The following is a 24,535-nucleotide window of genomic DNA, read 5'->3' as shown; positions in this document are numbered from 1 at the left end:
GCGGACCCCAGGGGTAGCCCTGGGCAGGATGTGCTGCGCTTCATACAGCGCCGCGTCAACCGACATTTCTTTTTTCGTCGCCGCAAGTATGGAATGCCGGTCGATGAAGAACTACAGGCTGAAGCGGTTCAGGAAGTCTGGCTTTCCCTGGTTCAGAATCCGACTGTCATGGATGACGAAACCCTGAATCTGCTGGTCCGTCAAAAAGTAGAAAAGGTACAGCGGGCCACAGTGCGATGGTACGGACAGACGGTTCCACAAGAATCCGTTCCTGAGTTTGAAGCCACGGGAATTGCCGCAACTAACCCGCTGGATATGGCCGAAGAAAAGGAAGCGGTTACGGCAACGACATCTGCCAGGGATGCAGCTATCGCCAGGCTACGGGGTGCCGTTTCCGTTTGGTCGGCGAAAATGACCACCGAAGGCGGTTCTGAGCCGAACAGACACGGAACCAGGCCTTCCTCTGCTGATTCAGATTCTCCGTCGGCGCTGCTTGCACGACAGGCTATTGAAGCGACCGGTTGGACTCATGCGCAGTTATGCGATCACCTGCATATTTCTCAAAGTCTGCTGAGAGAGGTGCTTTATAGAAGCGCAGATCTTCCGGAATCAAGTATCAAAAGAATGCAGGATCTTATTCAGATGCAAAATGAATCCCGTGAATGGGATTGGCCTATGCTTATCAAGGATGGTTGTCGCAGCACAGGCAAGAGTGAGGCAAATTTTCGTAAGCATCTGGCAGGCATCATGGGCGTGCATCCCCGCACAATCCTGCGGTGGTCACAAGGCGGCTTTGGGTCCAGAAGAAATCTGCAACTGGCACTCGATGTACGCCGTCGCGGGTGGAGGCGTTAGGCAAAGAAAAACCCTCAAGCCGAAGCGTGAGGGTGGGTGGGATAGATCAGGCGTGCCTGGTGTGGTGCCGTTTTTCTTTTTTGGCGGATCTTATGGCCAGATATGCCAGCGGATAACCGACCACAGCCACTAATGCGGTGGCCATCCATTGCCAGAAAACGATGTCCGTACCCATGATTTTTCTCCTTGTAGAAATTAGTCTTCGCAGGCCATGATGAGCCATACAACGCTCTTACATACAAGAATATAGCCAATGGCAGCCAAAAATCCAGCCATGCCCTTGTCATGGACCCAAAGGTTATAGGCCACTGCACCGAGCTGGGTGGTACCGCCGGCATAAGCCAGTACGTTGAATGTGCGGATGATGTCGTTACGAAGACGGTGATTAAAAGTAAAGTTCATATTCGCTCCCTTGTGTTTGTATGAATACCGCAAGGGAGCGGGGTGACAGAAAGTATGGAATGGCACCCGAAGAAAAACCCTCAAGCCGAAGCGTGAGGGTAGGGATGGATAGATTCTTACCGGCTGAGTCTAGCTATGCCAGCGTCCAGGTGATCGTGATTCGAGTCTGTAAATACCTTGCTGAGACTATCCAGGACTTTCGCGGATGTTTCGTCTGGAATCCTACCACGAACAACTGCCAACTCCTCTGGAGTGGGCATATCGTGGGACACATCCTCCGGGAAAAACTGGTCGTAGAGTCGGTTAATCGCAATATGAACGGCCTTGTTTTGTGAAACGCCTAGATGCTCTGCAATCCGCTTCAATGCGAAATGTGTTGCTCCTGTAACCGTTTTTTCGTTATCAAAACGAATGGTGATGGCATGAGCCATATCAATTTCTCCTGTCTAACTAGATTGGAATGATGATACCATAATGATACCGTTCTGCAATCGTTCGGCGCTGCTCAGAAACCATGCACAGCCCCAAGCGCCTTTCTCAGTTGTCCCATGATCGCGGGATCCTTCAGACGGAGAACTCCCACCTGAGCGCACTCCTCCGGACGAAATCGCGCTGTAACCTTGAAGTCGAACCGAGTCGGCAGGCTTAGTCCTGCAGCTTGCAGATCCTCTTTCTTCCATAAGACCATCTCGTGCGGTAGATGCCCAGAAATAGATACCTTTTTTGACGATCCGTAACATACTGTAACCACTTCGCCGCCGAATGTGCTTTCTACCAACACCACCACACCATAATGCGGGAGTGTTCGGCCATCGTTCGTCGGGAACGGCACTTTTACAATGTCACCTGCACTGATTGTGGTTTCCATAACATTCTCCTCCAGAACACGCAGATGCACGCCCTGCTCATCCTGATAGATGGTGGCCTTCCCGGAGGCCGTGTTGACTTGTGCCTTCATAACAATCTCCTTGTGTTGGGGTTAAATTCCAAACACAAGGGGAGTGACAGAAAGTATGGGATGGTCGCGCCTTGCTCCATTTTTGTTCTAGTGTATTATTGTTAATATGATTTCACAGGAAAATGCGCATGTTTCACGGTGTACCCGAAATTTGTATTCAGCAGGCCTCTGCCACCTACGGCGTCCCGCGCCGGGATATTGTAGCTTTGCTCAAAAACGAGGGCGGACGGCCTGGTGTTGCAGTTCAGGATGCGAACGGAACGCAGGATTTAGGGCCGATGCAGGTGAACACCTGCCATCTGCCCATGTTAAGAGGATTTGGTTATAGTTATAAACTACTAAAATATAACCCCTGTGCAAACGTCATGGCGGGCACTTGGGTGTTCGCCCGATGTCTGGCCGCGACGGGCAACCTGATCGCCGCAAGCGCCTGCTACAACGCAGGGGCTGGTGATATGCAGGCAGCATGGGCGGATGGTTATGTGCAGCGGTTTTCCGCGCACCTGGGTTTGCGTATCGCTGGCAGCCCTCAGCAGCATTATTTATCCGCCGGACTGGTGGTAGAAGGGGGAGGTCATTAAAGCCCGTTTCTTACAGGGAATCGCAACTCTGGCTTGCTTACTGTGGGCCAGCCAAGCTGCGGCTGAACCAGGATGGTTCTGGTATCAGATCCCCCCTCCTCCACCGCCGAAGCCAAGAATTCTGCCGAAGCCGGTACCCAAGCCGGTTGTCGCAAAACCCAAGCCGCCCGTGCCACGAAAGAAATCCCCGCCGCCATTGTCCGTGCAGTGGATTCGTGTCGAGTTGCCCAAACTCCGGGATGCGGCCATCAATAATCCCAGCACGAAAAACGTCACCCAGTACCTCTCTGTCCAAAAGGTGATGTTCGACAAAGCACAAAACTTCGCCGAGAAATTCGTTCAGGTGGCCAATACCAATCCGGTATTGAATTATTCCAACTTCGTACCACGCTCAAACGATGCCAACAGCGAGTTCAACACCTATATCGCCTGGAACAAGCAGCACGCCCTGCAATATCTCACGCATCATGTGGGGATGTGGGTGTTCGTCAAGCACGACTGTCCCTTTTGTAACCTGCAGCTCCGCCAGTACCGGCACCTGCTGCAGCAGGCGCATTTCAAGACGATTTATATTGATGTGAATGGCGGATCTGTTTCTGGCGTTCCTAAAAATGCGGTTTTTGTGAAAGATCACGGACAAGCCAAGCTCTTGCATCTGGTGGAAACCCCATCCATCGTGATGGTCTATCCTCCGGATAATTTCGCCATCATTTCCCAGGGGTATCAGGTGATGGCCAGCCTGGAGCAGAACCTGCTGGCCGATGCCAGCTATCTCCACCTGCTGCCGAAGAAAATGTCGGAGTGGTCAGAAAACGCCTATGAGCGCGGCGTACTGACCACTCATGAGATCCATGCAGCGTCAAAGGCTGGTATCACATCACCCCAGGCGATTAGTCGTTATATTGAGATACAGACCGCAGCGCGGGCTAAAAACTGGTAAGTCAACTACCCCGCCCTGAAGGGCGGAGCTTGCAAGGCGGTACGCAGGCTGGGTTGACCAGGGGGCCGGAGTAATCCGGCAGACGTGGGATACAGGTCGGTAAGACGCACCCTGGAATGCTTCCTCAGTTCCAGGCTCTGCAAGGCAGGCATCATGCTGGGCAAAGGTAAAGGCCCGAAGGTGTCCGCCGCGTGTGTAACAGCACGGAGCCGGTATCACACAGCCCCGAGGGGATATAGGCGAAAGCCTGAGTCACAAGCGTCCGTAAGGACTTGTCGCCCGTAAGGGCATAGGAGAAGCAAATGGCTGTATTTGTTTTGGACAAACGCCACAAACCGCTGATGCCGTGCTCGGAGAAACGGGCACGCATCCTGCTGGAGCGCGGGCGGGCAAGAGTGCATCGCATGGTGCCTTTTACCATCCGCCTGGTGGACCGCTTGCAGAAAGATTCCGTCCTGCAAGATCTGCGCTTATCCATCACGCCGGGCAGTAAGACTTCTGGATTAGCTTTGGTGCGGGAGAAGGAAATCGTGGACCAAAGTACGGGCGAAGTGATTAAAGCCCGCGTGGTCCTGATGCTGCTGGAATTGCAGCACCGGGGTCATGCTATTCGGGACAAGCTGACCAGTCGCCGGGCTTTTCGCCGTCGTCGGCGCAATCAGCTCCGCTACCGGGCTCCGCGATTCCTGAACCGCACCAAGCCGCAAGGATGGCTGGCACCAAGCCTGCAACATCGGGTGGATACAACGATGGCATGGGTGACACGGCTCCAACGCTGGGCACCGATTGCCAGCCTCTCGACGATGCTGCACCGCTTCGATACGCAAGCATTGCAGAAGCCGGAGATCAGTGGCGCGGAGTACCAGCAGGGTGAACTCCTGGGCTATGAGGTCCGGGAGTATCTGCTGGAGAAGTGGGGCCGGAAATGCGCCTACTGCGACGCGGAGCATACGGCCCTCACCATCGACCATATTCACCCCAAAAGCAAAGGCGGCAGTGACCGGGTATCGAACCTAACCCTGGCCTGCTTCCCTTGCAATCAGCGCAAGAATAATCAGGACGTGCAGGACTTTCTGGTGAAAGACCCGAAGCGTCTGGCCCGCATCGAGGCGGTACGCAAGGCACCGCTTCGGGATGCCGCCGCCGTGAACAGCACCCGCTGGGCGCTCTGGGAACGGCTGAAAGAAACCGGGCTGGATGTGGAAGTCGGCACCGGTGGCCGGACGAAGTGGAACCGCAAGCGTCTTGGTATCCCCAAGGCGCATTGTCTGGATGCTGCCTGCACGGGCCGGGTGGATGCCGTGCAGCACTGGCAGCAGCCCGTGTTGACCATCAAGGCGACAGGGCGGGGCAGGTACCAGCGCACGCATCTCACGAAATATGGCTTTCCGCGTAGCTACCTGACCCGGAGCAAGAGCGCGTTCGGCTTTCAGACCGGGGATATGGTCAAGGCCGTCGTCACCAAGGGCAAGAAAGTCGGCACCTATTGGGGTCGCATCGTCATTCGTACCAGCGGCAGTTTCAATGTCGGGGCAGGAAAAGAAGCAGTACAAGGCATCCATCACCGTTTCTGCACGCTGATCCAGCGGGCAGATGGATATGGGTATGCGTGGACCAAGATAGCATCAGACAAAGGAGATGCGGGAACAGGGGCGGCTTGCGCCGCCGTGCTATCCCTCCCCGGCATGAATGCCGGGGACTCTCGCGCAACGGGTTGATGCAAAACAAATCGCAACCGCTAAAAAAACTTAAAAAACCGCTCAAGAAGCAATTCTCGACCGGGGTGTTACTGGCCGTTACTGCCTCGCTGGTCACAACCAGTGTGTTGCAGTCCGAACATGCCTATGCCGGGATGCAGGGATTTCTCAGCGGGATGTTCGCGGCCACCTCAGTGCCGCAGGCCGCGAGCATGGGTAATGGTGTCACCCTTTCCGGTGGATACGCCGAAGTCCGGACCCCGCTTTCGGGGGCCAATATCATCAGCTTCAGCCCGCCAGACATCAGCGCCGGATGCGGTGGCATCAACCTGTATATGGGGTCGTTTCACTTTATCAATGGACAGGAGTTTCTGGCGCTACTCCGCACGATTGGTCAGGAAGCTCTGGGCTATGCTTTTCAGTTGGCTATCGACGCCATGTGCCATCAGTGCGGTGCCTTGCTAGCCTCCATAGAAAAAACCATTCAGAACATGAATAACGCTCTGCACAACACCTGCCAACTGGCGCACGGCATATTCAACGCCAGCGATGTGATGGGTGACTTCAAAGCAGTCGGGAAGAATGCTGAAAAGGTTTTCGGGTTCGGATCGGGCGCGTCCACGGACGTGTCCTCTGCTTACAACTCCGCCAACCATGAAGGCGTCCTACAAAACGTCCTCGACACATTCAAAACGAATATCACGAAGTCGTGGGATACCCTTACATCCAGCGGATCAACCACGACACAAACCAAAACGGAAAATGTTTCGGCGTCCGATCTGATTCCCGAAGGCAATATGTTCTGGAAGGCCATCAACAACAGTGAGGCTTTCCAGATGCTGACCGGCATTGATAACAGTGTCAGCAATGTCAGCGCCCCCTGCAAAAATCATGACCATGCCTGCACCAAGGAAATCCTGATGTCTCTGGTGGGCACGGAAGTCCTGCGTCCAGGAGCCAGCTCAACGGCGAACAGCGATCAAGAGGCTGAACAGGAAAATTCGACACAAGCCACACCTAACGCAGCCAACGCTCAGGATACGGAAACCGCGCCGCCGACTTTATCCTTGCAGGATCTCGTCAACGGCACCAAATCTGCTACCGTCATGACCTGCGAGCCATGGTCATCCACGACGCAAACATATTCCCCGTTTTCGCCACACATGGGCTGTGAATATGTCGATCAGGGGGGTACCACATTGGGTGCGTTGGGGTATGAAGGCATCAAAGCACACATCAAACACATGCTCTTTGGGGGCGGTCCCGGTGATCATGTAGGACTGGAGGACGACATTATTGACGGAACCCCCCTAAGCGCCGCGCAGCAACAGTTTTTGCAAACCATGCCGGGTGATCTCGATACCATGTTGCGTGAATCGCAGGGATCTCCGGCTCTGGTAGTGGAGGTGCTGGGGTTGATGGAGCCGGTTGCGGTCAACGACTATGCCGTAAAGCTGGGGGCGTCACTCATGGCGACCGAACAAAGCGTGTATAGCGGGAACGCACACGTCGTCATCCCGACTTTCTATAAAGATTCCATTATGCGTCTTTCTCAAAGCGAAAACGTCTATATGCGGAACGTCAACACCGATAGCACACGGGTACTCAAGGCGATCAAGCTCGTCAAGGAATATCACCAGACCATGCAGGACGCGACGCACGGGGGAATTTGATGACTTGGAACATCTACGTCATCGGCAACATTAAGCCGTTTTTTTCCGTTTTCACCATGCTCCAGATGCTGTTCAACCCGGCGAATAATACCGCATGGGCAAGCAGTTCGAGTGCCTGGGGCGGTCCTTTAATCGGATTGATGCTGATTGTCAGCCTCTTTATTCTGGTGATCATGTCCTTGATGCAGAGCCGGTTCTTGATTCATCACATCATGATCATGGCCATTGCCTATGCCGCTTTGTTTGGGGTAACAACAACTGTCAACATCCAGAACATTTATAACGGGCAATCGCAAATCGTCAGTGGTATTCCAATCGGGATTGCGGTACCCGCTTCCATCTTCTCGGATGCGTTCTGGTCGATGACGAAAGAAGTGGGCACTGCCGATGATTTGGTCACGACGGACAACACTAATATGTTCAGTGGCCCGACATCATCGAATCAGGTTTACGGATTCGATGGGCCACTGTCCCTGATGTATCGGCTGCGCGGACTCTATGCCAGCTTTTCCATGACAGATCCCGCACTTTCCCGATCCATCGCCAATTATGTGGACTTTTGTATCTCTTCGGATACTCCTGTTTTGGATTCCATGGGGAAACAAAAGGATCTTTCTGCGGCACTTTTTCAAACAACGCCGCCCTACCCCAATGCCACAGATACGCTCTATGTGAACTCTTCAGGCGATGCACTTACCACACCGCAAGCGACAACCTGTTCCAATGCGGAAGCCACACTGAACAGCGCCTGGAAAGATTTCGAGACAGGATCCATGCCTTCTGGCAGCAAAAATCTGGATCAATTACTGGGCACCCATCTGGATACAGGATCGGTGGCGAGCGTGAGTGCTTCACAAGCCAACACCTTGCTCGATGATGTTTTTCTCAACTCCGGAAATGCCGGCTACGACTTCATGAACAACATGATTCTGAACTGCGCGGTCGAGGCTGGGGCCAATGAAAACTATGACTGGGATTCCAACACACCCGGCATGATGTCGAGTTACTGTGCGACCAAGGCCACGGCTTTCGGGCGAAGTGTGACCGTCAATGCCGCCAATGCGTCCATGTTCGATATGAACATGATTCCGATGATGGCGATCCTGCAGTTTCTATTTTTTGCCGGGTTCCCGATTATCATCGTGGTGGCATTGGCCATGGGGCCGAACGGATTCGGCAAGATTGGCGCATTCATGGCATTCGGTGCGACCACGCTCGCCTGGATGCCTATCTCGGCGATCATATCCAACTACGCCCAGAGCCACATGCACGAAATAATGCGACATTTTGTGGCCAATCTGAACAATGGCCCTGCCACCGCCGCGATCAACATTCCCAACCTGCTGGAACATGCCATGCGCACGCAGGCGATGGCCGACAAGATGCTGGCTCTCACACCGGTAGTCACCATGGTCCTGCTGGGTCTGGGCGGCGCGTATGCAGCCACCCGGCTGGCCCAGGATCAGAGTGAGGAGAACTCCGCCAGCAAAGCGATAGGTGAGACAACACCTATGCCGGGCACGGATACCTTGAGCCAGGGCGCATCAGGTGTCCAGGTGAACTCGACCGGAAACTCTTATGTGGGAGGAGGGTCTGGCCCGGAAATGATGGGGACTTCGCCAGCATTCGCAGCAGCATCTTTTTCCATGGGAAGCTCCATGAGTGCAGGGATCAGCGCGGCACAACAACAGGAAGCCTCATATACCCAGAGCGCAGCGGCCAGCGCCGCAGACGCCTGGAAACAGGGCTACAAGATCATGAACAGCCGGTCTTCCGGGGTGGAAAGTTACCTGCAAAACAATACTCAGGCTGGTCACGAATTGAAAAATATGCGTGCTCAGGCTGCAGAAATCAACCATAGTTTAGGGCTCACGCATGATCAGGGTGTCAGCTTCGCCGGCGCACTGAAAGCGGAAGTGGGGAGCGACTTCAACAAGCTCGGTAGTGGTTTTTGGAATAGTGCCAAAGGCGAGAAGGCCATTTCCAACGCCTTTAGCGCCGTCAACGCGGGTGCTTCCATTAACGCCTCCGAAATGGATACCATCAAAAACGGGTTATCCAATGCCACTACGCAAAAAAACATGGATTCGGTCACATCAGCATCGTCTGCCAGCTTGTTACACACCATTGCCTCCGGATCCAAAGACACGGATGCGGAAAAAGCATCGGAAGACATGAGTAAAGACGCCAGCAGATCCGGCCAGGATTCACGAAACGCGACTGCTGCGAGAAAACGCGCCAATTCTCTCAGCCATCTGGCGAGCGCGTCTAACAGCATGAACGGCGGAGAGGCTGTCAATATGGCCGCCATGAGTTCGATGATGGCAGAGTTCGACTCGAAGAACCCTCATGGTCCGGATGCCACGCTCACGGCGCAAGCGTATGCGGATCATAATGGTCTGGGAAAAACCTGGGACCATTATCATAGCGCGGCGATGAAATCTGGTATGCAGAGCAATGCAGCGGCTGCCTGGGCCAGCATCATGACTGCCAATGCCGCTGTGAATCAGGGCCGTTATGCGGCGGCGGGGAACTTCTGGAACGACACCCTCAATAAATTTGGCAGTTTCGGAACGCCGGGGAATGGTAATGTGGGAAGCACTGTGGCAGGAAGAATGGCCAAAGGTGCGGCCATGCCCGCAGGCGGTGCTGGCCTTACTTCGCAGGTAGATAACGCTGTCCCACCACCCAATGCTTCCGGGAATGCGGCGCAGGCTGCAGCTATCCGGGGTGCTACCATAGCCCGGAGAGACAGCATCAATGCCATGGGTGAAGATCAGCCGGGGGTGGTTAACCAGGCTTACGCCGACTGGAAGGCCGCAGAAGCCGGATTGCCGCAGAAGGAAATTGCCAAATTCAATGCAGCCATCGCCAAGGCCAAGGGCGGATGGGATGGCAGTGATGCGATGAAGGTGGTGCAATGGATGGCAAAAGATCCGGCCTTGGCTGCGGCGATTGGGGTAAGTGGTACGGCGGCGTTAGGTGCGGGTGTAGGGATGGGCGGAGCACATCTGGCTAATAAATGGGCGAAAAAAGCGAAGGCCGCGAACGATGATCAGAAAACACAGCCTGATGATCCTAGTGATTCTGCCCATAATCAGCCAGCACCGAAAACATCGTCTGATAGTGATGGAGATCTGGGAAAAACTATTCAGAATGATGAAAATCTTATCAAGGATGTCGCAGATGGGAACTGGAAAGGGGCCGAACGAGCACTCAAAACAAACCTGGAAGGCGATGAGCGGCAAATGAGCGAGCCGCTCAAAAATCCTGAAAAATTTGGAGAAGATCCAGGGGCTACACCACCAGTAGTAGATGAATAAAGGTCCTGCCAGCGCCCTTTCCAGAATCTGCCAAGGATGCGCCAAAGGGCTGAATTATTGGGGTATTTGCAAAGTGTCCAGATCTGCGCTATATCTGAAAAGGACATTATAGTGTAACGCCCGCAGGGACGGGCATTGAGGTGCGCTGTGCAGAATGATTATGTGAGCAAATACATCAAAATCTGGCCTTTCGAGTTTGGCTTGGAAGTCTTTCGCTGTGTCCGGAAAACTTCCAATACGGAATCGCGTGCCCGGTATCCACATCCCATCGTGAAAATGATTCTGGACCACCTGGATGTCTGTATATTCCTGGGGCTCCCGATTATCGTCGTGATGGCGTATCAGTTGCCTTTTTACGGGTATTCCATCGTTACCGTAACGGCACCCCCTTCTGGTGTCGGTGTGACGTTCAATGACGGTGCTTTCGGTGTATTCAATGCGGTAGTCTTCTTTTGGGTTTATATGGTCTCTACCTTTATTCTTCACCGCCTCATCCCTCGGCTGATGGGTTATCGCCGGGTGCCCCAGTGGGAGCTACACGCGGAACGCCGTGCGGAATTGCTGGCAAGGCTGGATGAAAAGGAACGCGCTCGCTATCTGCTGGACGAAGACGCCAGGGATCAGGCTTACCGCCGGGGAGTGGCAACCGGGTATGTGGCCGGGCGTAATTCGGGGCGGAGGTATTAACGAACCGTAATACAAGGAAATCTCCGCCAGGCGCGTTGTGACCTGGCAGCTTGGGAATGTTTTGCGGAATAGGTGCCAGCAGTTCCCTGTCGCAGAAAACTAATGAGGGGACCATCGACAGAACCAACAGTTGGGATATAAAATCATTCACATGAACGCTATCACATCCGCAAAATCGCTACGGTTCCCTTTCGATGAGCGAAAGGCTGCTGAAGTTGCTGCTTTCTTTCTTCTGAAAGCGCAGGCAAGGGGATCCAATATCAGCATTCTTAAACTGATGAAGCTGATGTACCTGGCCGAAAGAGCGTCTTACCAGCAGTTTGGTGCGCCATTAGTAGGGGACAGTCTGTACTCCCTGCCACACGGCCCGGTCATGTCCACCACTCTCAGCCTGATCAATTCCGTAGCTGAAGAGCGTGAAGGCGGGGATTATTGGGACTCCCTGATTGCAGAACGCACAGATGGGAAATATATGTGCCTACGGGAAGGAAAGATCAAAAGCACCGAAGATCTTCTCTATCTCAGCGAAGCGGATTGTGAAATTCTCGAAAAAGTCTGGTCGGATTTTGGAGGCCTCAGCGCCATAAAACTCAGGGCATACACCCATGATCCGGATAACTGCCCGGAATGGGAAGATCCCAACGGTTCCAGCAGGCCTATTTCATTGGACACCATGCTGACCAGCATGGGTTATTCGCCGGATGCCATTGAAATCATTTGCAACAACATCGCGCAAATGGCCGCAACCAATGCCAGCCTGAAACCTCAAGTCCGATTCTAATGCCTGCCTGGATACCGCAACTGGGGAAGACTTTGTATATCCCCAGCGGACCCAAAGGCGAGCATCTTTTTGTGGTGATTCTTGGACCCAAGCTGTTGTCGTCCTACGGACAACAAGAACTATATGTGATCGTTCCTATTTGTTCTGCCATCCCCAACATTGAGCACGAATGCCCACTGGACCCATCTTGCCACCCCTTTCTGCGGCATGATAGCTATGCGGATTTTTCCAATGCACAAATCAGAAACAAATCCGATCTATGTGAATATGTGGCTAAATCCCTTTGGCGTGCCGGCGAAGATGTTTCCGCAGCAGTTCTGAACCGCATCACCGAATCGCTTTTCAAATCGAAGCGGATCCCGCGATACATTAAACGGGATTTTTTGTAATCGGCGACAGCCGATATTTGAGGAGGCACTGCCATGACCAGATACGGGATGGGTCAGATTCACCCCGGCGAATCCATTACCAAGGAAGTTACCCCGCGACATGCGGCTTGAGCCGTCATGACCACCCTACTCCATATCCTCAATTTCCTGCTGGCCATCCTGGTCACGCTGGGGTTGTTCGTTATTTCATTCCTGCTGCACGAGCTGGGGCACGCGCTGGTCGTGGCGCTCTTGCGCGGGAAAGCGGCTGTGCAGGAAATCCGCGCAGGATCCCTGACGTTCTATCGAGGCCGGGTCTTGCGGGTGGGCATCCTGCCCATCTGGGGCTATGTGCGTTTTGCCGAAGAAGGAGTACCACCATCCGACTGGCGGCTTATTTTTGTGGCCGGCCCTGCCGCATCGCTTTTCACGGCTTACCTGTTTCTGGTCCTGCACCACTTCTCATCCTTGCTGGGCTTTCCGGAGAACTGGCACCAGGTTTTCGACATCATGGCGATGGCCAACTTTGCCCTGGCGGGCTTTAATCTCATTCCGATTCCCCCGCTTGATGGATGGAAGATCGTCGAAAGCTGGCTGCCACTGTTCGGAATCCGTCTTAGCAAAGAGTCCCGCGCCCAGATGAACAAGTGGGGCATGGTATTCATCATGATAGTGAGCTTCGGGTTTGTAGCGATCCACGGGTTCTATCGTTAGCTAGACCCAGAGTCGGGTTGGCCGAGACGAAAACACTAGAAAAACCCGCTTTCCACTTGCTTTTTTATTTGTAGTGTATTAAAAATGAGCTATCAGCTTTATTCATTGCTGATAGAATTTTCGTTCAGTCAATTCTGTTCGAGTTCATGCACTCAGGAGGGAACATCTTGAACAAGGCGCAATTTGTCGATCTTCTCGCCCGCAACGGCGACCTCACCCGGTCCAAGGCTGAAGCAACCCTGGCCATCACCATTCATTCCATTACCGACGCCCTCACAGCAGGGGAAGAAGTAAAGCTGTCAGGATTAGGGACGTTTTCCGTTGTAGAAGTCCCCGCTCGTTTGGGGCGTAACCCGCAAACGGGTGCGGAAATACAGATCCCTGCCCGTCGTGCTATCCGCTTCAAAGCAGCGAAACCGCTGAAGGATGCCATTCATGTCTGACCAGGAACAGAAGCCATCTCATCATCTGGATCTGCACACGAAGCCCAGGGAATCTGGCAAGCGTTTGACGTTGATTCTGGTCACGGCTTTTGTAGTGTTTACTATCGTGTTTTTTATCATCGGCAAATTCATGGGAGGACATTCTGCCGAGCATTCACATCCTGTCGCTTCCGCACCTGCGCCGTCAGTATCCCAGACGGTGCATAACGGGGCGGCTTCTTCATAGCGGTTGTTTTGCGGCTATTGCCCGCCTTTATCCTCTGGGCGGGCCTTTTTGGAGGGGTTTTGAATATGCACATTTCCAGGCTGAAACATTTGGCAGGACTGGTCCGGCGATACGACGGCACCCTCCTGCCCATTCTGAAAACAGAAGCGGTGGATGGTCGGGTAAAGCTGCATATCCAAGTCCCTGCGGGAGGCAAAGGATCTGTAGTGGATTTCTGGGCGACGCCCGAAGATCTGTATATGCGGGGATACCGCTTGCTTTGTGCCAAGCCCGCGATCTGGGATCTTTGGAGCCCGGTCATGTGCCAGGCGATACCTCATCCACAACGGATGCCAGTAACGCTGCAGTAGTGTGCCACTTTCTTCGTAATTTCTTGTGTATTTCCGAAATTTGCGCTGAAGCAGGCCGTTTTTTGGAATGTTTTGGATAAAAAGAGGGTTTTCGCCATGCAAGAGGTTTTTCACACATCCACAACGGATTCCATACCAGGGGAAGCCATCCAGAAAAATCTGGGGGTCATATCCGCCTTTAACGAAGCCGTGTATTCGCCGGATACGTTACACCGTCAGGCGGAAGATACCTTGCGCGAATTGACCCGCAAAGCGCGGGAATTAGGGGCCACCGGGCTTGTGGCTGTGCGCTTTCTGCCGACGCAGAACTTCTACGGTGTGCGCTGCATGTACGGTTACGGCACAGCGGTGGTCACGCATAAGATCACATGGCCGCACGCAGCGGACGACGGCGAGCGGTAATGAGCACTCTTTCACCACACCCTCTCTCTGGTGGTGATTATTGCCCGCTCTCATGGGCGGGCTTTTTTAAGGTTTTCAGGAGGTGTTCATGATCTGGCTACTCGGCGTCATTGGCATACCCGTTCTGGTGGTTTTGTTGCTGTTTTTTTCCGCGATGGATGATTTCTGGCAGATCATCACGCTGAAGATCGACTTTTCCCGGTTGTTCGGCGATTTGATCCATGTGCTGATTATTCTGGGTTTGGGAATACTGGCAGAGCTGTTTTTTCTGTATCAGTTGGTGACAACGGTTCTTTAGGGGGTTGTCATGAGCATTTCGTGTAGTTGTGTGGATCTGGACAGCGATCTCCGGAAAGACCTGGCAGAGTTCAACGCGCTCTATGCGCCGATTCCCGGTTTTCATCTGAAAGTGCCACAGGATTAGGAGAATAATTATGCCGCAATTTCATGTGTGGTGCCCAGACGATGAAGAACGCGAAGATGGACAGTTGTTTGAGGCGTGCGACTCGGAAGACGCAGCCCAAAAATGGGGCGATTGGTATGACGTATATGCCGCCGGAGACTACCCCATTGCAAGCGAAACACAGACCCCGACTGTATGTGTGCAGGAAGTGGGCAGTGATGAGGTTTACAAATACATCGTATCCGCCTTTATTTCCACGACCTACACCACAAGGTTGGTAGACAAATAATTCGCATACCTATGTGGTGAAAATGCAATGGGAGCACTAAATATGCCGAAATATCATATATGGCGGCCTGAAATGGGCCAAGATCGAGAGGATGGTCGGGTTATCCAGGCGGATTCTCCCGCTGAGGCCGCCAAACGATGGGCGGCGTGGCAGGATGCCTCTCATGCGGCGGATTATGCGATTGCCGGCAAAAGAGCACAACCGGAAGTCTGTATACAAGCCGAAGGGAGCGATGTGGTCTTTCATTTTATCGTCAGCGGATTCATGTCGCCGACTTATCTGGCCCAGTTCAAAGTGAGTTGGAATAGCGGGGGATAAATATGCAACATACCATCGAAGAAAAAGACGCCCTGCTGATGCGGTGTCGGACGGCGCTTGATGCGGTGCTGGAAAGAAAGCCTATGCTTGGCGCGATGTACTACTCATGTGGGCACTTCACCGACACGATTGGGAATCTCCGTGCTGAGTTAGGCAAATACCGCGCTGATGGGCCGACTGACCAGGCCTGGCATCCGGATTGTGTTATCCATGAGTCCTCCACTGATGTTTGGGCGGAACATTGGAGCAAACATCCCGAAGAATATGGCATGGCCGATAATGCGTCGGTGCCGGAAGCATGGGTGAAAGCGGGCAGAGATACGGAGGGCGAATAAATATGCAATATGCCATTGCTGAAACCGATAATGGGCCAAGGCTGGTTGATTCACAGGGGAAGATTATCCAGAAGTCGGACGTGGATCGCAGAGTTCTGCATGTTTTGCCGAAATTGTATGTCGATGATCCGGTCCTGCTTCGCTCTCTGCGCCCTGAGCATGTGCGGCTTTCCGTCATTGCCGACCAAGCAGATCTGAAGCATCTGCAACCGTCCGGTGATATTCAGGTCACGCAATGCGTGCCCAATAAGGGATATTTTATTGGAGGATGCCAGGACACGCGCTATGGCTGGTTTGTGCCGCTGCCAGACGATATAGCAGTCGTCGATCTGGTTTTTCACTGGGAAATTGAATCCGGCCATTTTTGTCAGCGTATTGAGCACGAGATTCAGCTAAACCTATTACCTGGTGCCTATCACACCTGGTCCATGGACGTTTCTGCCTGGCATCGCGTGCATCGTTTCGAGCCGGGCAAACCGCCCCTGGTGTATCAGCCGACCACCCCGCTGTGGGGTGTGGGATTCGCCGCTGGGCGCAATGTCGAGGTGATAGATCTCTCCGATGATTGGGATGCGTTCGTGTATATCGAATCGCTGGATGTTCCTGCTATTCCTTTTTCGGATATGGCCTATGTCGAGGGGTTTCAAGAGAAACAACTGCATGAGATTCATCGACAGACGGTATTCACCAAAAATAACGAGGCACACCGGGAAAACGCCGTCATCGAAATGCCACGGGAGATTTTCGTCGCGGCTGTTCGCGCCGCGATGGATGTGCCTTTCGGTAAGGACACGGAATATCCCAACGGACGTTGTACAGAGCATCCAGCCATGAAAATCCTCTCTGACTGGTGGAATGCACGCGCACCGGAGCATCGCTGCGCGTCTTTCGCTATGCCCTGGGTGCGAGTGGAAGAGGATGCCGAGGAATACTGGTGTGGGTATTACGAGACGCCCAATGAGCCGTTCGCTTATTTTGCGCAGTACAAGTCTGCAAACGCCCGCGTTGGGGATGCCATTCTTATTGAGTTCATGCGGCAAGTGACGGAAGCGGATGTCCGCCCTCATGGTCATGGGCTGGACGTATTCCTGGTTAACGGGACAGTCGCCCAGACCGTCGGCGTGACACTTGAAGATATTCGATCTGGTGCCTGCGATGAGGCGTGGCTCAGTCTGGAAGCCCTGCGGCGCTTTCCGGGCCGTTTTCCGGAGGTTTGGCAGGCGTTAGTGGAGGGTGTGGCATGAACAACACCCGGAATAGCATCGAGATTTACACGGATGCCGCCTGCCTGATTGCCCGCGACAAACTGAAAATGTTTATTTTTGATCGGGATCGCATGGACCTCAGCGCCACAATGGTTATGGCCATCAACCGATTGGCAGAAGCGTTTCCGGATCGGGATATGGGCGCGGAGCTGGCGATGCCGGAAGCCCATCGTGAAGCACACGAGCAATACCGGGCGCAGCGCAGACGCCTGGCAACAGACCTTGATCTGATCATCGACACCCTCAATCGGGACGTGGGGAGCTGCGGGCTGTATTACGAACTCTGGCATCCCCGGATGATGCAGGCCATCGCCGGTCATATTCGACGGTATTCCGTGGATAAGGCCGTTGCCGCCGCGCTCTGGGCCACCGTGGACTGCCCCGCTGATGGCCCTACGGAGCAGGACTGGAAAAACGCATCCGAGATGGAAAGCGATGTCTGGGAAACCATCCAGGAGGATATGGAATGACAGAAAAAGAAATCCGGCATTTTCACCTGTTCTGCGGTCTGGGTGGCGGCGCTGCGGGGTTCAATCGGGGTGAAGCCCGCATCGGCAACCTGCAGGCCCGTTTTCGCTGTCTGGGTGGGGTGGATTCCAGTCCCTTGGCCATTGCCGATTTCAGCCGACTGGCGGGGGTACATGGAACGGTCATGGACCTGTTTGACCGTGCCCAGTACCGGGCCTTTCACGGCAAAGAACCCCCGGCTGACTGGCGCGAAGCGACACCTGCGGATATTCGGCAGGCGGCAGGAAATGAGCGACCCCACATTGTCTTCACGTCGCCACCTTGTAAGGCGTTTTCCGGCCTGCTCTCTGAGAGCAAAAGCAAAACCGCCAAATATCAGGCGCTGAATCAACTCACGCTGCGCGGCATCTGGCTGACCCTGGAGGCCTGGCACGATGATCCCCCAGAGTTTGTGCTGCTGGAAAATGTCCCGCGCATCCAGAACCGTGGCCGGCACCTGCTGGACCAGATCGTACCCTTGTTGCAGAAGTATGGATATGCCGTGGCCGAAACCACCCATGATTGCGGCGAACTGGGCGGACTCGCGCAGTCCAGAAAACGGTTTCTGCTGGTTGCCCGGCACATGGAGAAAGTGCCGCCTTTTCTGTACGAGCCCAAGAAAAGCCCGCTACTGCACATTGGCGATATTCTGGGACGGATGCCCTTGCCGGGAGATGCGGTGGCAGGCCCCATGCACCGGGTACCGAGTCTGCAATGGAAGACCTGGGTACGCCTGGCTTTTGTGGAGGCGGGATCCGATTGGCGATCCCTCAACAAGCTGGCGGTACAGGATGGGTTTTTGCGGGATTATCTAATTGTGCCTGCAGATCATCGTAGAAATGACTATTTGGGCGTCATCCCCTGGGATGAACACACCGGGGCCGTCTCTGGAAGAGGTCTTCCTACCAATGGCCGTTATTCGGTCGCGGATCCCCGTTTTCAGGGATCTGCTGAATATGGGCAATATGGTGTGCGCGACTGGAGCGACACTTCTGGCGCGGTAAGCGGCCAATCGGCTCCTGGTGGCGGTCGCTATGCGGTTGCTGATCCGAGAAACCCCTCTGGCAAGGTGTTTGGCAAATATGCTGTCACCCCCTGGAATGATCCGTCGGGTACGGTCATATCGGGCAGCACGACCGGTCAGGGCGCATTTGCGGTCGCTGATCCACGCACCGGTCTCAACCGTGGCCGTGGGGACGATTACCTGACTGCCGCACATTATGGTGTCATGCCCTGGTCGGCAACTGCGGGAGCGGTTTCTGCGGCGGCGGCCCATGATAATGGCCGTTGGAGTGTGGCGGATCCGCGTACTGCTTCTGCGGCGGAATCCTTACCACACCCGAACACGCCCGCGACCGTCATCATCGAGGCGCTGGATGGTACCTGGCACCGGCCTTTTACCACTCTGGAACTCGCATCCCTGCAAGGATTGGTGGATCCAGAAGCGCATCTGGAGCTGGAAGGACTCAACGATTCGGCCTGGCGGGAGCGAATTGGTAACGCAGTACCGCCGCCGGCAGCGCAAGCCATCGCCGGCGTCATGGGTCAAGCACTCTTGCTGGCCTGGTCGGGAGAAACTTTCCTGCTGAACGCCATGCCCATTTGGGTGAAGCCTGTGGCGGTGGCCTTGAGTGTGGCTGGAGTGGTGCGTGAATAGCGCCGACACAACAGAAACGCTCGCACATCGTCCAGTCCGCCCGGTGATGCGCTATCACGGCGGGAAATGGCGTCTGGCGGATTGGATCATAGGATTCTTTCCGCCCCATTTCGCCTATGTGGAGCCATTTGGCGGGGCTGCGGGCATTCTCATGCAAAAACCGCGTAGTCCTGCCGAAGTCTATAATGATTTGGACGATGAAATCGTCAATGTCTTTGAGGTGTTGCGCGATAAAAAAGACAGTCAGGCGCTCCAGACTGCTTGCGTATTAACGCCTTATTCCCGGCGGGAATTTGAAAAAGCGTACAGCCAAAATGATGCGGCGCTTCCCCCTGTTGAACGCGCCAGGCGCACGCTGTTTCGTGCTTTTGCGGGATATGGCAGCGCCGGAGCGACGAAAGGCAGAACCGGATTCCGGTCTTATGCGGGGGACAAGCGTTCCAGTCCTCCCGTTATGGATTGGGCCAATTATCCCCGGCATATTGCGTATTTCTGTGACCGATTACAGGGAGTGATCATAGAATCACGCCCCGCATTAGAGGTTATCCGCCATTATGATGCGGAAAACACCCTGTATTATGTGGACCCGCCCTACATGCACGATACGCGATCTATCCGTGGTGGCCGTTATTATCGGCATGAAATGGATACCGATGATCACGTTGCTTTGTTGGATACGCTCCTGGAAATTAAAGGCATGGTCATATTGTCGGGCTATGCCACGGATGTTTACAACAAAAAGCTCCTGAGTTGCGGTTGGTTACGGTTCGACAAGCACACGCAGGCCAATGGTAACAGTGGATCCGTGCAAAGAAAGGAATCCATCTGGATCAACCATGCCTGTTGCAATCGCGGCCAACAGCAGATTTTGCGGATATAGAAGGACCAATTTACATGCAACGCATCCAACTGAAAGCGGGGCTGCTAACTATGGCTGTTCTTGCGGCATTTGCGCTTGTCATCATCGTGATTGCAGGATGTGTGGCAGCAGTGGTCTGGGCGCTGATTCACTTTTTGGGGATGGGGATGGGGTTACAGCAAAGCATTACGGCCTTGCTGATGACCGTGCTGGTATCGCCTTTTGTGGTCTTCGTCGGATGGTCCGTCTTTGATCTGGTCAGGACGTTGTATTTGGAAATGCTCTATTTTCTGGACACCAAAAGGAGAACGCGGTGAGCCGGATGCGAATGGCCGTAGATGCCGATCAGGTGCTTTTCGATTTTGATACCGCCTGGCGCTCGACGGCAGAAGATCTGCTGGAAAGGCGTTTGCAGCAATGCGGTCATAGCTATCACCTCATGGCCCGATATCAACTTTCGATGTCCGAGTACCATCGCTGCTGGGCCGAGTTTCATCGCCGGAAAATCTGGCGTGACTGCCCTGTTTTCCCGAAAGCCCTGGCCACGGTGCGGAGCTGGCTGGATGCCGGGCATGAAGTCTTTGTGGTTTCCGCTGTGGATGTGGAAGCCCGAAAGCTCCGCCAGCAGGCGCTGGATGCCCTGGGGCTGCAAAGGGTTTGTCTGGTCGGTGTCGGCTCCAAAGGCAGCAAGTACCAGACACTGAAAATCCTGAAGCCGGATCTGTTTGCAGACGATCTCTGGAAGCATTGCGGCGAAGCAGTCGATGCGGGTGTACCGCAGGTCGTGAGGGTTTCCGGAGGGCATGATGGTGGCGGGGATCCGGTGCCTGGGGTGAAGGTTGTACGGGGCATTGAGGAGATCGGGTTGTGATTACTGACGTTCAAATTGAACGCATTAAAGCTATGCCCCGTGATGAGGCGGTAGCGACGGTGCTGCGTCTGCTCGATGCGCTGGAAACCCTGAAAATGCAGGGCGAACCAGACGTGGCAGAGGGATGGACCGCTCTGCCGGAAGCGGTGTGGGATCGGGTCATGGAGCAGGTTTTTGGCAAGGATTGGTGGGTCAGAAAATGATCGAGGAGAATGCCCCGCTCATTACAGCCGAACCAGCAGATATGGTGCATCTCATTAAATTCCTGGCCGCAACATGGGCGGAAGTGGATGCATGGGCACATACTCTGGATGCCGATGTACTAATGCGGTATCCCGTGGTGCAGGGTCTTCGCGCACAAATGGCATTGCGAAAATTGGGTATTCGTAATTTGGTGTTTACGAGGCATCAACCTGGCCACAGGCTTCTCTGACCACGTTTGTGTATTTGTCCAAAACCGGACTAGCCCAGATCGCGAGGCGATTTGTGTATGGTATCATTCCCGCCGGTATCCAGCGCCTCTGCGAGCAGCCGAAGATCCACCCCATAGTTGATTTCTGTTTGGTCTTCATCAGACTCCAAGGGCAGAGCCATCCCCATGTGGTAGAAAGCGGTGGTGCCCAGCGACTCTCGTCGAAATTTCGGTCGCTGCAGGGTTTTCTTGTGGGTGCCCCGGGTGAACAGAATCTTCGCCCGCAGTACCTCAAAGCTGTAGCCCCGGCCCATGCGGTTGGTGACGCGGATCAGGCTGTTCAGGCTCTCAGTAAAGGCGTTGGTGACCTGCTGGTCGAAGTAGGCCAGGATGTAAGGCTCCCAGTTCTGCCAAGCCGTGAGAATGGGTTGAAAGGCGCTCTGGCACTCGGGTGGGACGGATGCCGCCCAGACGATGTATCGTTGGTGGGCGTCCTTTTTGTTGTCAGCATCGTAGACACCGTAAAAACCCTCTTTGAGTCGCCATGCCTCGCCCAACTCCGGTATGCTCCGCAGCCAGCCATCGAGTATCAGGCGCTCACTGTCGTCCAGATCTTTTTCGCGCTTGCGGAAGAGATAGGCATCTTTCTTGACCCCTGCGGCCCTCCGACGTAAACGATCAGCATCTTTGGAGCGAGACAACGAGCGGCGAAGTTCATCCATAGACTGGTTGGCCATGCGTAGAACATGGAACTTGTCCACCACGACAGACGCATCAGGCAGCACTTCATGAACTGCATCTCGGTAGGGCCGCCACATATCCATGGCGACTGTGCGGATGCGATCCCTTTGCTTCAGGGCAGCGAGATACCGCAGAATGCTCCGCTTGCCGCGATCTGGTAGTAGATCAATGGCGGTATTTTCCCGCAGATTGGTAATCACGGCGCGGGGGCGACGCAGCAGATGGATTTCGTCGATACCCATCCATTCCGGCGTCTCGAAGTGGTGAGTCTGCTCCAGCGCCTCAATATAATCGTGGGCGATGTTGCGAATGGTGCCTTCCGTAACGCCGATTTCTTCGGCGACACTGGTAAACGTATAGTTGAGCGAACGAGGGCCGATCCAATGGGCCAGTCGCTCCGTCATGCGGCGCTTTCCGTCCACTGCAGGCAGCGATTCCATAAAGGTTTTGCCGCAGCCCCGGCATTTGAAGCGCCGGGCGTCAATATAGAGACCCACCCGTTTCCCGTGCATGGGCAGGTCATGGACCAGTAGTTCTGAACGGCCATAACCTACGCACTGGACACCCTGACATGCTGGGCAGACCGCCGTCGGTGCCAGAGTTTCGATCTGTATATGATAATCGTGTCCTGTTTCCCGTAGGGTGCGTATCGCGTAACCAGGTAGCCGAATGATATTGGCCGAGGCATCGGGGGGTGATTCTAATGAGGCTGGGTTCTCGCCCATGGGGTGCCCTCGCCGTGAACTACTGCCCGTCACCATGGATGTCAGCCGTGAACCCGATAGGGCGAGACCTGGACGGAGGAGTGTGGGTCAACTCCCGGATGGCGTTGATCAACCCGGCGATGGCCTGATCGTGGGTGGATACGGTGCGCTCCAGCGCGTCTAGTTTCTCGGCCAGTTCCTGGTGGGTTGCCAGTATTTCGCGCAACTGGACAAAGGCCCGCACCACGAAAACGCTCATCTCGATGGCCTTGGCGGAGTTGAGCACTGTGGCCGCCATGATAGCCCCATGTTCGGTAAAGGCGTAGGGCAGATACCGGCGGCCACCACGCCCGGTGTTTGAGGTCGCGAATTGCGACCTCAAAGCCGCATACTCCTCATCGTCCAGTTGGAACATGAAGTCCGACGGGAAACGGTCCGAATTGCGCTTGACCTGCTCATTGAGCCGTTTGGTGGTGACCCCGTAGAGTTCCGCCAGGTCAGCATCGAGCATGACGCGCAGCCCACGTATGCGGTAAATCCGCTGTGCAAGGGCTTCTACCTGCATGGGTTCGGCTACGGTCATTTCGTTCTCGTACACAGGAGATTACGAGGTCAATGATAGATGTTTATGGGGTGGCCGTCTATTTTTCTACGCGGCGAGATTTTGCAAGAGCTTTTCCATGCCGACCCGTCCAAGCTCCATGAGTTGTTCCCGGTCCGTCCTGGGCATCCGGGCGTCCAGCATGTTCAGGTTTCCGGTGTCCACCGGAAGAAAGCGCACCCACGGCGCGGCATGCCGGTCCAGGTATTCCTGCCCACGCAGCAGATCGCGCACGCTCAGCGATGCCAGGGCGAAAAGCGTCGGTTCGTTCCCGTGAAGCCTGGGTGGTTCTCCCGTCAAGTAGACGCCGACAGAAGGAACCTCGCTATCTTTGGGAAGCACGTCGCCCGGTATGTCGTCGGTCAGACCGCCATCCACATAGAGCCTCCCATCGACCCGCTTGGGTGGATAGACAAAAGGCAACGAGGACGACGCTCTGGCTGCCTTTGCGACAGGCAGTTCCGGCGTTTCCGCTCGACAGAAAACGGTGCGTTGCCCACGCAGCAAGTCCGTAGCGCAGACGAAAAGCTCCAGGTCAAGGTCGGCAAAGGATTGTCCTTGTGTGTGCCGGGTCAGAAAAGCATCGAGGGCTGCGGTCGCGCAGATACCCCGCCGGGTCAGGAGACGCCAGCCGTTGGTCCAGGAGTCGAAATTCATGAACGGTTGCCAGTCGGTATCCAGGACGAGGTTCACCAAAGACGGAATGTCTCGATGCACCGCGTAAAGGACGGCCACGATAGCGCCACCCGACGTACCACTCAAAGCAGAGACACGGTACCCGGCGGCTTCGATGGCCTGCAATGCCCCCAAATGCACGGGCAGCAGAAAACCGGAGCCGCTCAGCGCTACTTGGATCGGCTTTTTGGACCCCGCAACCGGATGGTTCACAACGCCGTGGTCCTTGGCAATGCCGGCCATCGATTGCTACGCATCTGTTCCACCAAGGTGCGCGCCCGTTCCCCGGTCTGCTGGTACCAAAGACTCTGAACCATGGCATCCGCAGCGCCGGCGTAGTCACCCTGCTGCAAGGCCTGGAGCATCTCGTGAAAACCCAGCAATCCCTGAATCCCCAAATTGAACGTCATGTTCACCAGCACCGCAAAGCGCACCACGGACAGTTGGCGGCGCGCTCTAAAATGAAGTGCAACACCTCTGGTCGAAGGCAGACGGAAG

General features: G+C 54.7%; 34 protein-coding genes. 26 read left to right on the top strand and 8 right to left on the bottom strand.

Annotation, left to right across the window (positions count from 1 at the left end):
* The first annotated feature begins 168 nt into the window (after nt 1–168).
* Nucleotides 169–855: a hypothetical protein gene (locus B1757_RS02820; RefSeq protein WP_143484200.1), complete on the top strand. Its 687-nt coding sequence runs from the start codon at nt 169–171 to the stop codon at nt 853–855.
* Nucleotides 856–901: 46 nt separating this feature from the next.
* On the opposite strand, the gene B1757_RS15885 is transcribed toward B1757_RS02820, so the two are convergent.
* From B1757_RS15885 to B1757_RS02805, 4 genes are all read right to left on the bottom strand, one after another.
* Nucleotides 902–1,030 (bottom strand): hypothetical protein, encoded by a 129-nt coding sequence (locus tag B1757_RS15885; protein ID WP_301179148.1) that lies wholly within the window; start codon nt 1,028–1,030, stop codon nt 902–904.
* 20 nt (nt 1,031–1,050) lie between these two features.
* Complete coding sequence (locus B1757_RS02815) at nt 1,051–1,257, bottom strand: hypothetical protein (RefSeq protein ID WP_101536878.1); 207 nt, start codon at nt 1,255–1,257, stop codon at nt 1,051–1,053.
* A 116-nt stretch (nt 1,258–1,373) separates the two neighbouring features.
* Nucleotides 1,374–1,688 (bottom strand): hypothetical protein, encoded by a 315-nt coding sequence (locus tag B1757_RS02810; protein WP_101536877.1) that lies wholly within the window; start codon nt 1,686–1,688, stop codon nt 1,374–1,376.
* A gap of 74 nt (nt 1,689–1,762) precedes the next feature.
* Nucleotides 1,763–2,215, bottom strand: a complete 453-nt coding sequence (locus B1757_RS02805) for a hypothetical protein (protein WP_101536876.1) — start codon at nt 2,213–2,215, stop codon at nt 1,763–1,765.
* 128 nt (nt 2,216–2,343) lie between these two features.
* Between B1757_RS02805 and B1757_RS02800 the strand changes: the two genes are divergently transcribed.
* From B1757_RS02800 to B1757_RS02680, 25 genes are all read left to right on the top strand, one after another.
* The gene (locus B1757_RS02800; RefSeq protein WP_253253673.1) at nt 2,344–2,796 is read left to right on the top strand and encodes a lytic transglycosylase domain-containing protein; all 453 of its coding nucleotides are present in this window, start codon (nt 2,344–2,346) and stop codon (nt 2,794–2,796) included.
* Nucleotides 2,792–3,736, top strand: a complete 945-nt coding sequence (locus B1757_RS02795; protein WP_101536874.1) for a conjugal transfer protein TraF — start codon at nt 2,792–2,794, stop codon at nt 3,734–3,736. The genes B1757_RS02800 and B1757_RS02795 overlap by 5 nt, the downstream gene beginning before the upstream one ends.
* Nucleotides 3,737–4,038: 302 nt before the next feature.
* Complete coding sequence (gene iscB, locus B1757_RS02790; protein ID WP_101536873.1) at nt 4,039–5,454, top strand: RNA-guided endonuclease IscB; 1,416 nt, start codon at nt 4,039–4,041, stop codon at nt 5,452–5,454.
* Nucleotides 5,394–7,106, top strand: a complete 1,713-nt coding sequence (locus B1757_RS02785; protein ID WP_216360808.1) for a conjugal transfer protein TraH — start codon at nt 5,394–5,396, stop codon at nt 7,104–7,106. The genes iscB and B1757_RS02785 overlap by 61 nt, the downstream gene beginning before the upstream one ends.
* Nucleotides 7,106–10,429 (top strand): conjugal transfer protein TraG N-terminal domain-containing protein, encoded by a 3,324-nt coding sequence (locus tag B1757_RS02780; protein ID WP_101536871.1) that lies wholly within the window; start codon nt 7,106–7,108, stop codon nt 10,427–10,429. The genes B1757_RS02785 and B1757_RS02780 overlap by 1 nt, the downstream gene beginning before the upstream one ends.
* A 147-nt stretch (nt 10,430–10,576) precedes the next feature.
* Nucleotides 10,577–11,116: a hypothetical protein gene (locus B1757_RS02775; protein ID WP_101536870.1), complete on the top strand. Its 540-nt coding sequence runs from the start codon at nt 10,577–10,579 to the stop codon at nt 11,114–11,116.
* 277 nt (nt 11,117–11,393) lie between these two features.
* Nucleotides 11,394–11,897, top strand: a complete 504-nt coding sequence (locus B1757_RS02770; RefSeq protein WP_172437570.1) for a Panacea domain-containing protein — start codon at nt 11,394–11,396, stop codon at nt 11,895–11,897.
* A 32-nt stretch (nt 11,898–11,929) separates the two neighbouring features.
* Complete coding sequence (locus tag B1757_RS02765) at nt 11,930–12,286, top strand: hypothetical protein (protein ID WP_143484198.1); 357 nt, start codon at nt 11,930–11,932, stop codon at nt 12,284–12,286.
* Between the two features lie 117 nt (nt 12,287–12,403).
* A complete protein-coding gene (locus B1757_RS02760) occupies nt 12,404–12,979 on the top strand; it encodes a M50 family metallopeptidase (RefSeq protein WP_101536867.1) in 576 nt (191 codons plus the stop codon).
* Nucleotides 12,980–13,146: 167 nt separating this feature from the next.
* On the top strand, nt 13,147–13,422 hold the full coding sequence (locus tag B1757_RS02755) for an HU family DNA-binding protein (RefSeq protein WP_101536866.1): 276 nt from the start codon (nt 13,147–13,149) through the stop codon (nt 13,420–13,422).
* Nucleotides 13,415–13,648, top strand: coding sequence for a flagellar basal body-associated FliL family protein (locus B1757_RS02750; RefSeq protein WP_101536865.1), 234 nt, complete (start codon nt 13,415–13,417; stop codon nt 13,646–13,648). The genes B1757_RS02755 and B1757_RS02750 overlap by 8 nt, the downstream gene beginning before the upstream one ends.
* Nucleotides 13,649–13,713: 65 nt before the next feature.
* The gene (locus B1757_RS02745; protein WP_101536864.1) at nt 13,714–13,998 is read left to right on the top strand and encodes a hypothetical protein; all 285 of its coding nucleotides are present in this window, start codon (nt 13,714–13,716) and stop codon (nt 13,996–13,998) included.
* A gap of 72 nt (nt 13,999–14,070) precedes the next feature.
* Nucleotides 14,071–14,400 (top strand): hypothetical protein, encoded by a 330-nt coding sequence (locus B1757_RS02740; RefSeq protein WP_143484197.1) that lies wholly within the window; start codon nt 14,071–14,073, stop codon nt 14,398–14,400.
* An 88-nt stretch (nt 14,401–14,488) separates the two neighbouring features.
* Nucleotides 14,489–14,698: a hypothetical protein gene (locus tag B1757_RS02735; protein WP_101536862.1), complete on the top strand. Its 210-nt coding sequence runs from the start codon at nt 14,489–14,491 to the stop codon at nt 14,696–14,698.
* A 136-nt stretch (nt 14,699–14,834) separates the two neighbouring features.
* Complete coding sequence (locus B1757_RS02730; RefSeq protein ID WP_101536861.1) at nt 14,835–15,092, top strand: hypothetical protein; 258 nt, start codon at nt 14,835–14,837, stop codon at nt 15,090–15,092.
* Between the two features lie 72 nt (nt 15,093–15,164).
* On the top strand, nt 15,165–15,410 hold the full coding sequence (locus B1757_RS02725; protein ID WP_101536860.1) for a hypothetical protein: 246 nt from the start codon (nt 15,165–15,167) through the stop codon (nt 15,408–15,410).
* Between the two features lie 2 nt (nt 15,411–15,412).
* Nucleotides 15,413–15,745, top strand: a complete 333-nt coding sequence (locus B1757_RS02720) for a hypothetical protein (protein ID WP_101536859.1) — start codon at nt 15,413–15,415, stop codon at nt 15,743–15,745.
* Nucleotides 15,746–15,747: 2 nt separating this feature from the next.
* Nucleotides 15,748–16,989, top strand: a complete 1,242-nt coding sequence (locus B1757_RS02715; RefSeq protein ID WP_101536858.1) for a hypothetical protein — start codon at nt 15,748–15,750, stop codon at nt 16,987–16,989.
* Entirely contained in the window at nt 16,986–17,480 is a 495-nt protein-coding gene (locus B1757_RS02710; RefSeq protein ID WP_101536857.1) for a hypothetical protein, read from the top strand. The genes B1757_RS02715 and B1757_RS02710 overlap by 4 nt, the downstream gene beginning before the upstream one ends.
* A complete protein-coding gene (locus B1757_RS02705; RefSeq protein ID WP_101536856.1) occupies nt 17,477–19,174 on the top strand; it encodes a DNA cytosine methyltransferase in 1,698 nt (565 codons plus the stop codon). Before B1757_RS02710 ends, B1757_RS02705 begins: the two co-directional genes overlap by 4 nt.
* On the top strand, nt 19,167–20,054 hold the full coding sequence (locus B1757_RS02700) for a DNA adenine methylase (RefSeq protein WP_216360807.1): 888 nt from the start codon (nt 19,167–19,169) through the stop codon (nt 20,052–20,054). Before B1757_RS02705 ends, B1757_RS02700 begins: the two co-directional genes overlap by 8 nt.
* Before the next feature lie 14 nt (nt 20,055–20,068).
* Nucleotides 20,069–20,350 carry a hypothetical protein gene (locus B1757_RS02695; RefSeq protein WP_101536855.1) on the top strand — a complete coding sequence of 94 codons (282 nt, stop codon included), beginning with the start codon at nt 20,069–20,071 and terminating at the stop codon, nt 20,348–20,350.
* Nucleotides 20,347–20,904 (top strand): HAD family hydrolase, encoded by a 558-nt coding sequence (locus tag B1757_RS02690; protein WP_101536854.1) that lies wholly within the window; start codon nt 20,347–20,349, stop codon nt 20,902–20,904. The genes B1757_RS02695 and B1757_RS02690 overlap by 4 nt, the downstream gene beginning before the upstream one ends.
* The gene (locus tag B1757_RS02685) at nt 20,901–21,107 is read left to right on the top strand and encodes a hypothetical protein (protein WP_101536853.1); all 207 of its coding nucleotides are present in this window, start codon (nt 20,901–20,903) and stop codon (nt 21,105–21,107) included. The genes B1757_RS02690 and B1757_RS02685 overlap by 4 nt, the downstream gene beginning before the upstream one ends.
* Complete coding sequence (locus tag B1757_RS02680) at nt 21,104–21,337, top strand: hypothetical protein (RefSeq protein ID WP_101536852.1); 234 nt, start codon at nt 21,104–21,106, stop codon at nt 21,335–21,337. Before B1757_RS02685 ends, B1757_RS02680 begins: the two co-directional genes overlap by 4 nt.
* A gap of 29 nt (nt 21,338–21,366) precedes the next feature.
* On the opposite strand, the gene B1757_RS02675 is transcribed toward B1757_RS02680, so the two are convergent.
* From B1757_RS02675 to B1757_RS02660, 4 genes are all read right to left on the bottom strand, one after another.
* Nucleotides 21,367–22,782, bottom strand: a complete 1,416-nt coding sequence (locus B1757_RS02675) for an ISL3 family transposase (protein WP_010637458.1) — start codon at nt 22,780–22,782, stop codon at nt 21,367–21,369.
* Between the two features lie 19 nt (nt 22,783–22,801).
* Nucleotides 22,802–23,344 carry an ORF6N domain-containing protein gene (locus B1757_RS02670; protein WP_010637454.1) on the bottom strand — a complete coding sequence of 181 codons (543 nt, stop codon included), beginning with the start codon at nt 23,342–23,344 and terminating at the stop codon, nt 22,802–22,804.
* A gap of 66 nt (nt 23,345–23,410) precedes the next feature.
* Nucleotides 23,411–24,250, bottom strand: coding sequence for a patatin-like phospholipase family protein (locus B1757_RS02665; protein ID WP_172437569.1), 840 nt, complete (start codon nt 24,248–24,250; stop codon nt 23,411–23,413).
* A partial coding sequence (locus B1757_RS02660; RefSeq protein WP_172437568.1) for a glycoside hydrolase family protein occupies nt 24,247–24,535 on the bottom strand: 289 nt, incomplete at its 5' end. The genes B1757_RS02660 and B1757_RS02665, both read right to left, overlap by 4 nt.

It is taken from the genome of Acidithiobacillus marinus, from assembly GCF_002847505.1.
Lineage (GTDB): Bacteria > Pseudomonadota > Gammaproteobacteria > Acidithiobacillales > Acidithiobacillaceae > Acidithiobacillus > Acidithiobacillus marinus.
This window is presented reverse-complemented; position numbering and strand designations above follow the sequence as displayed.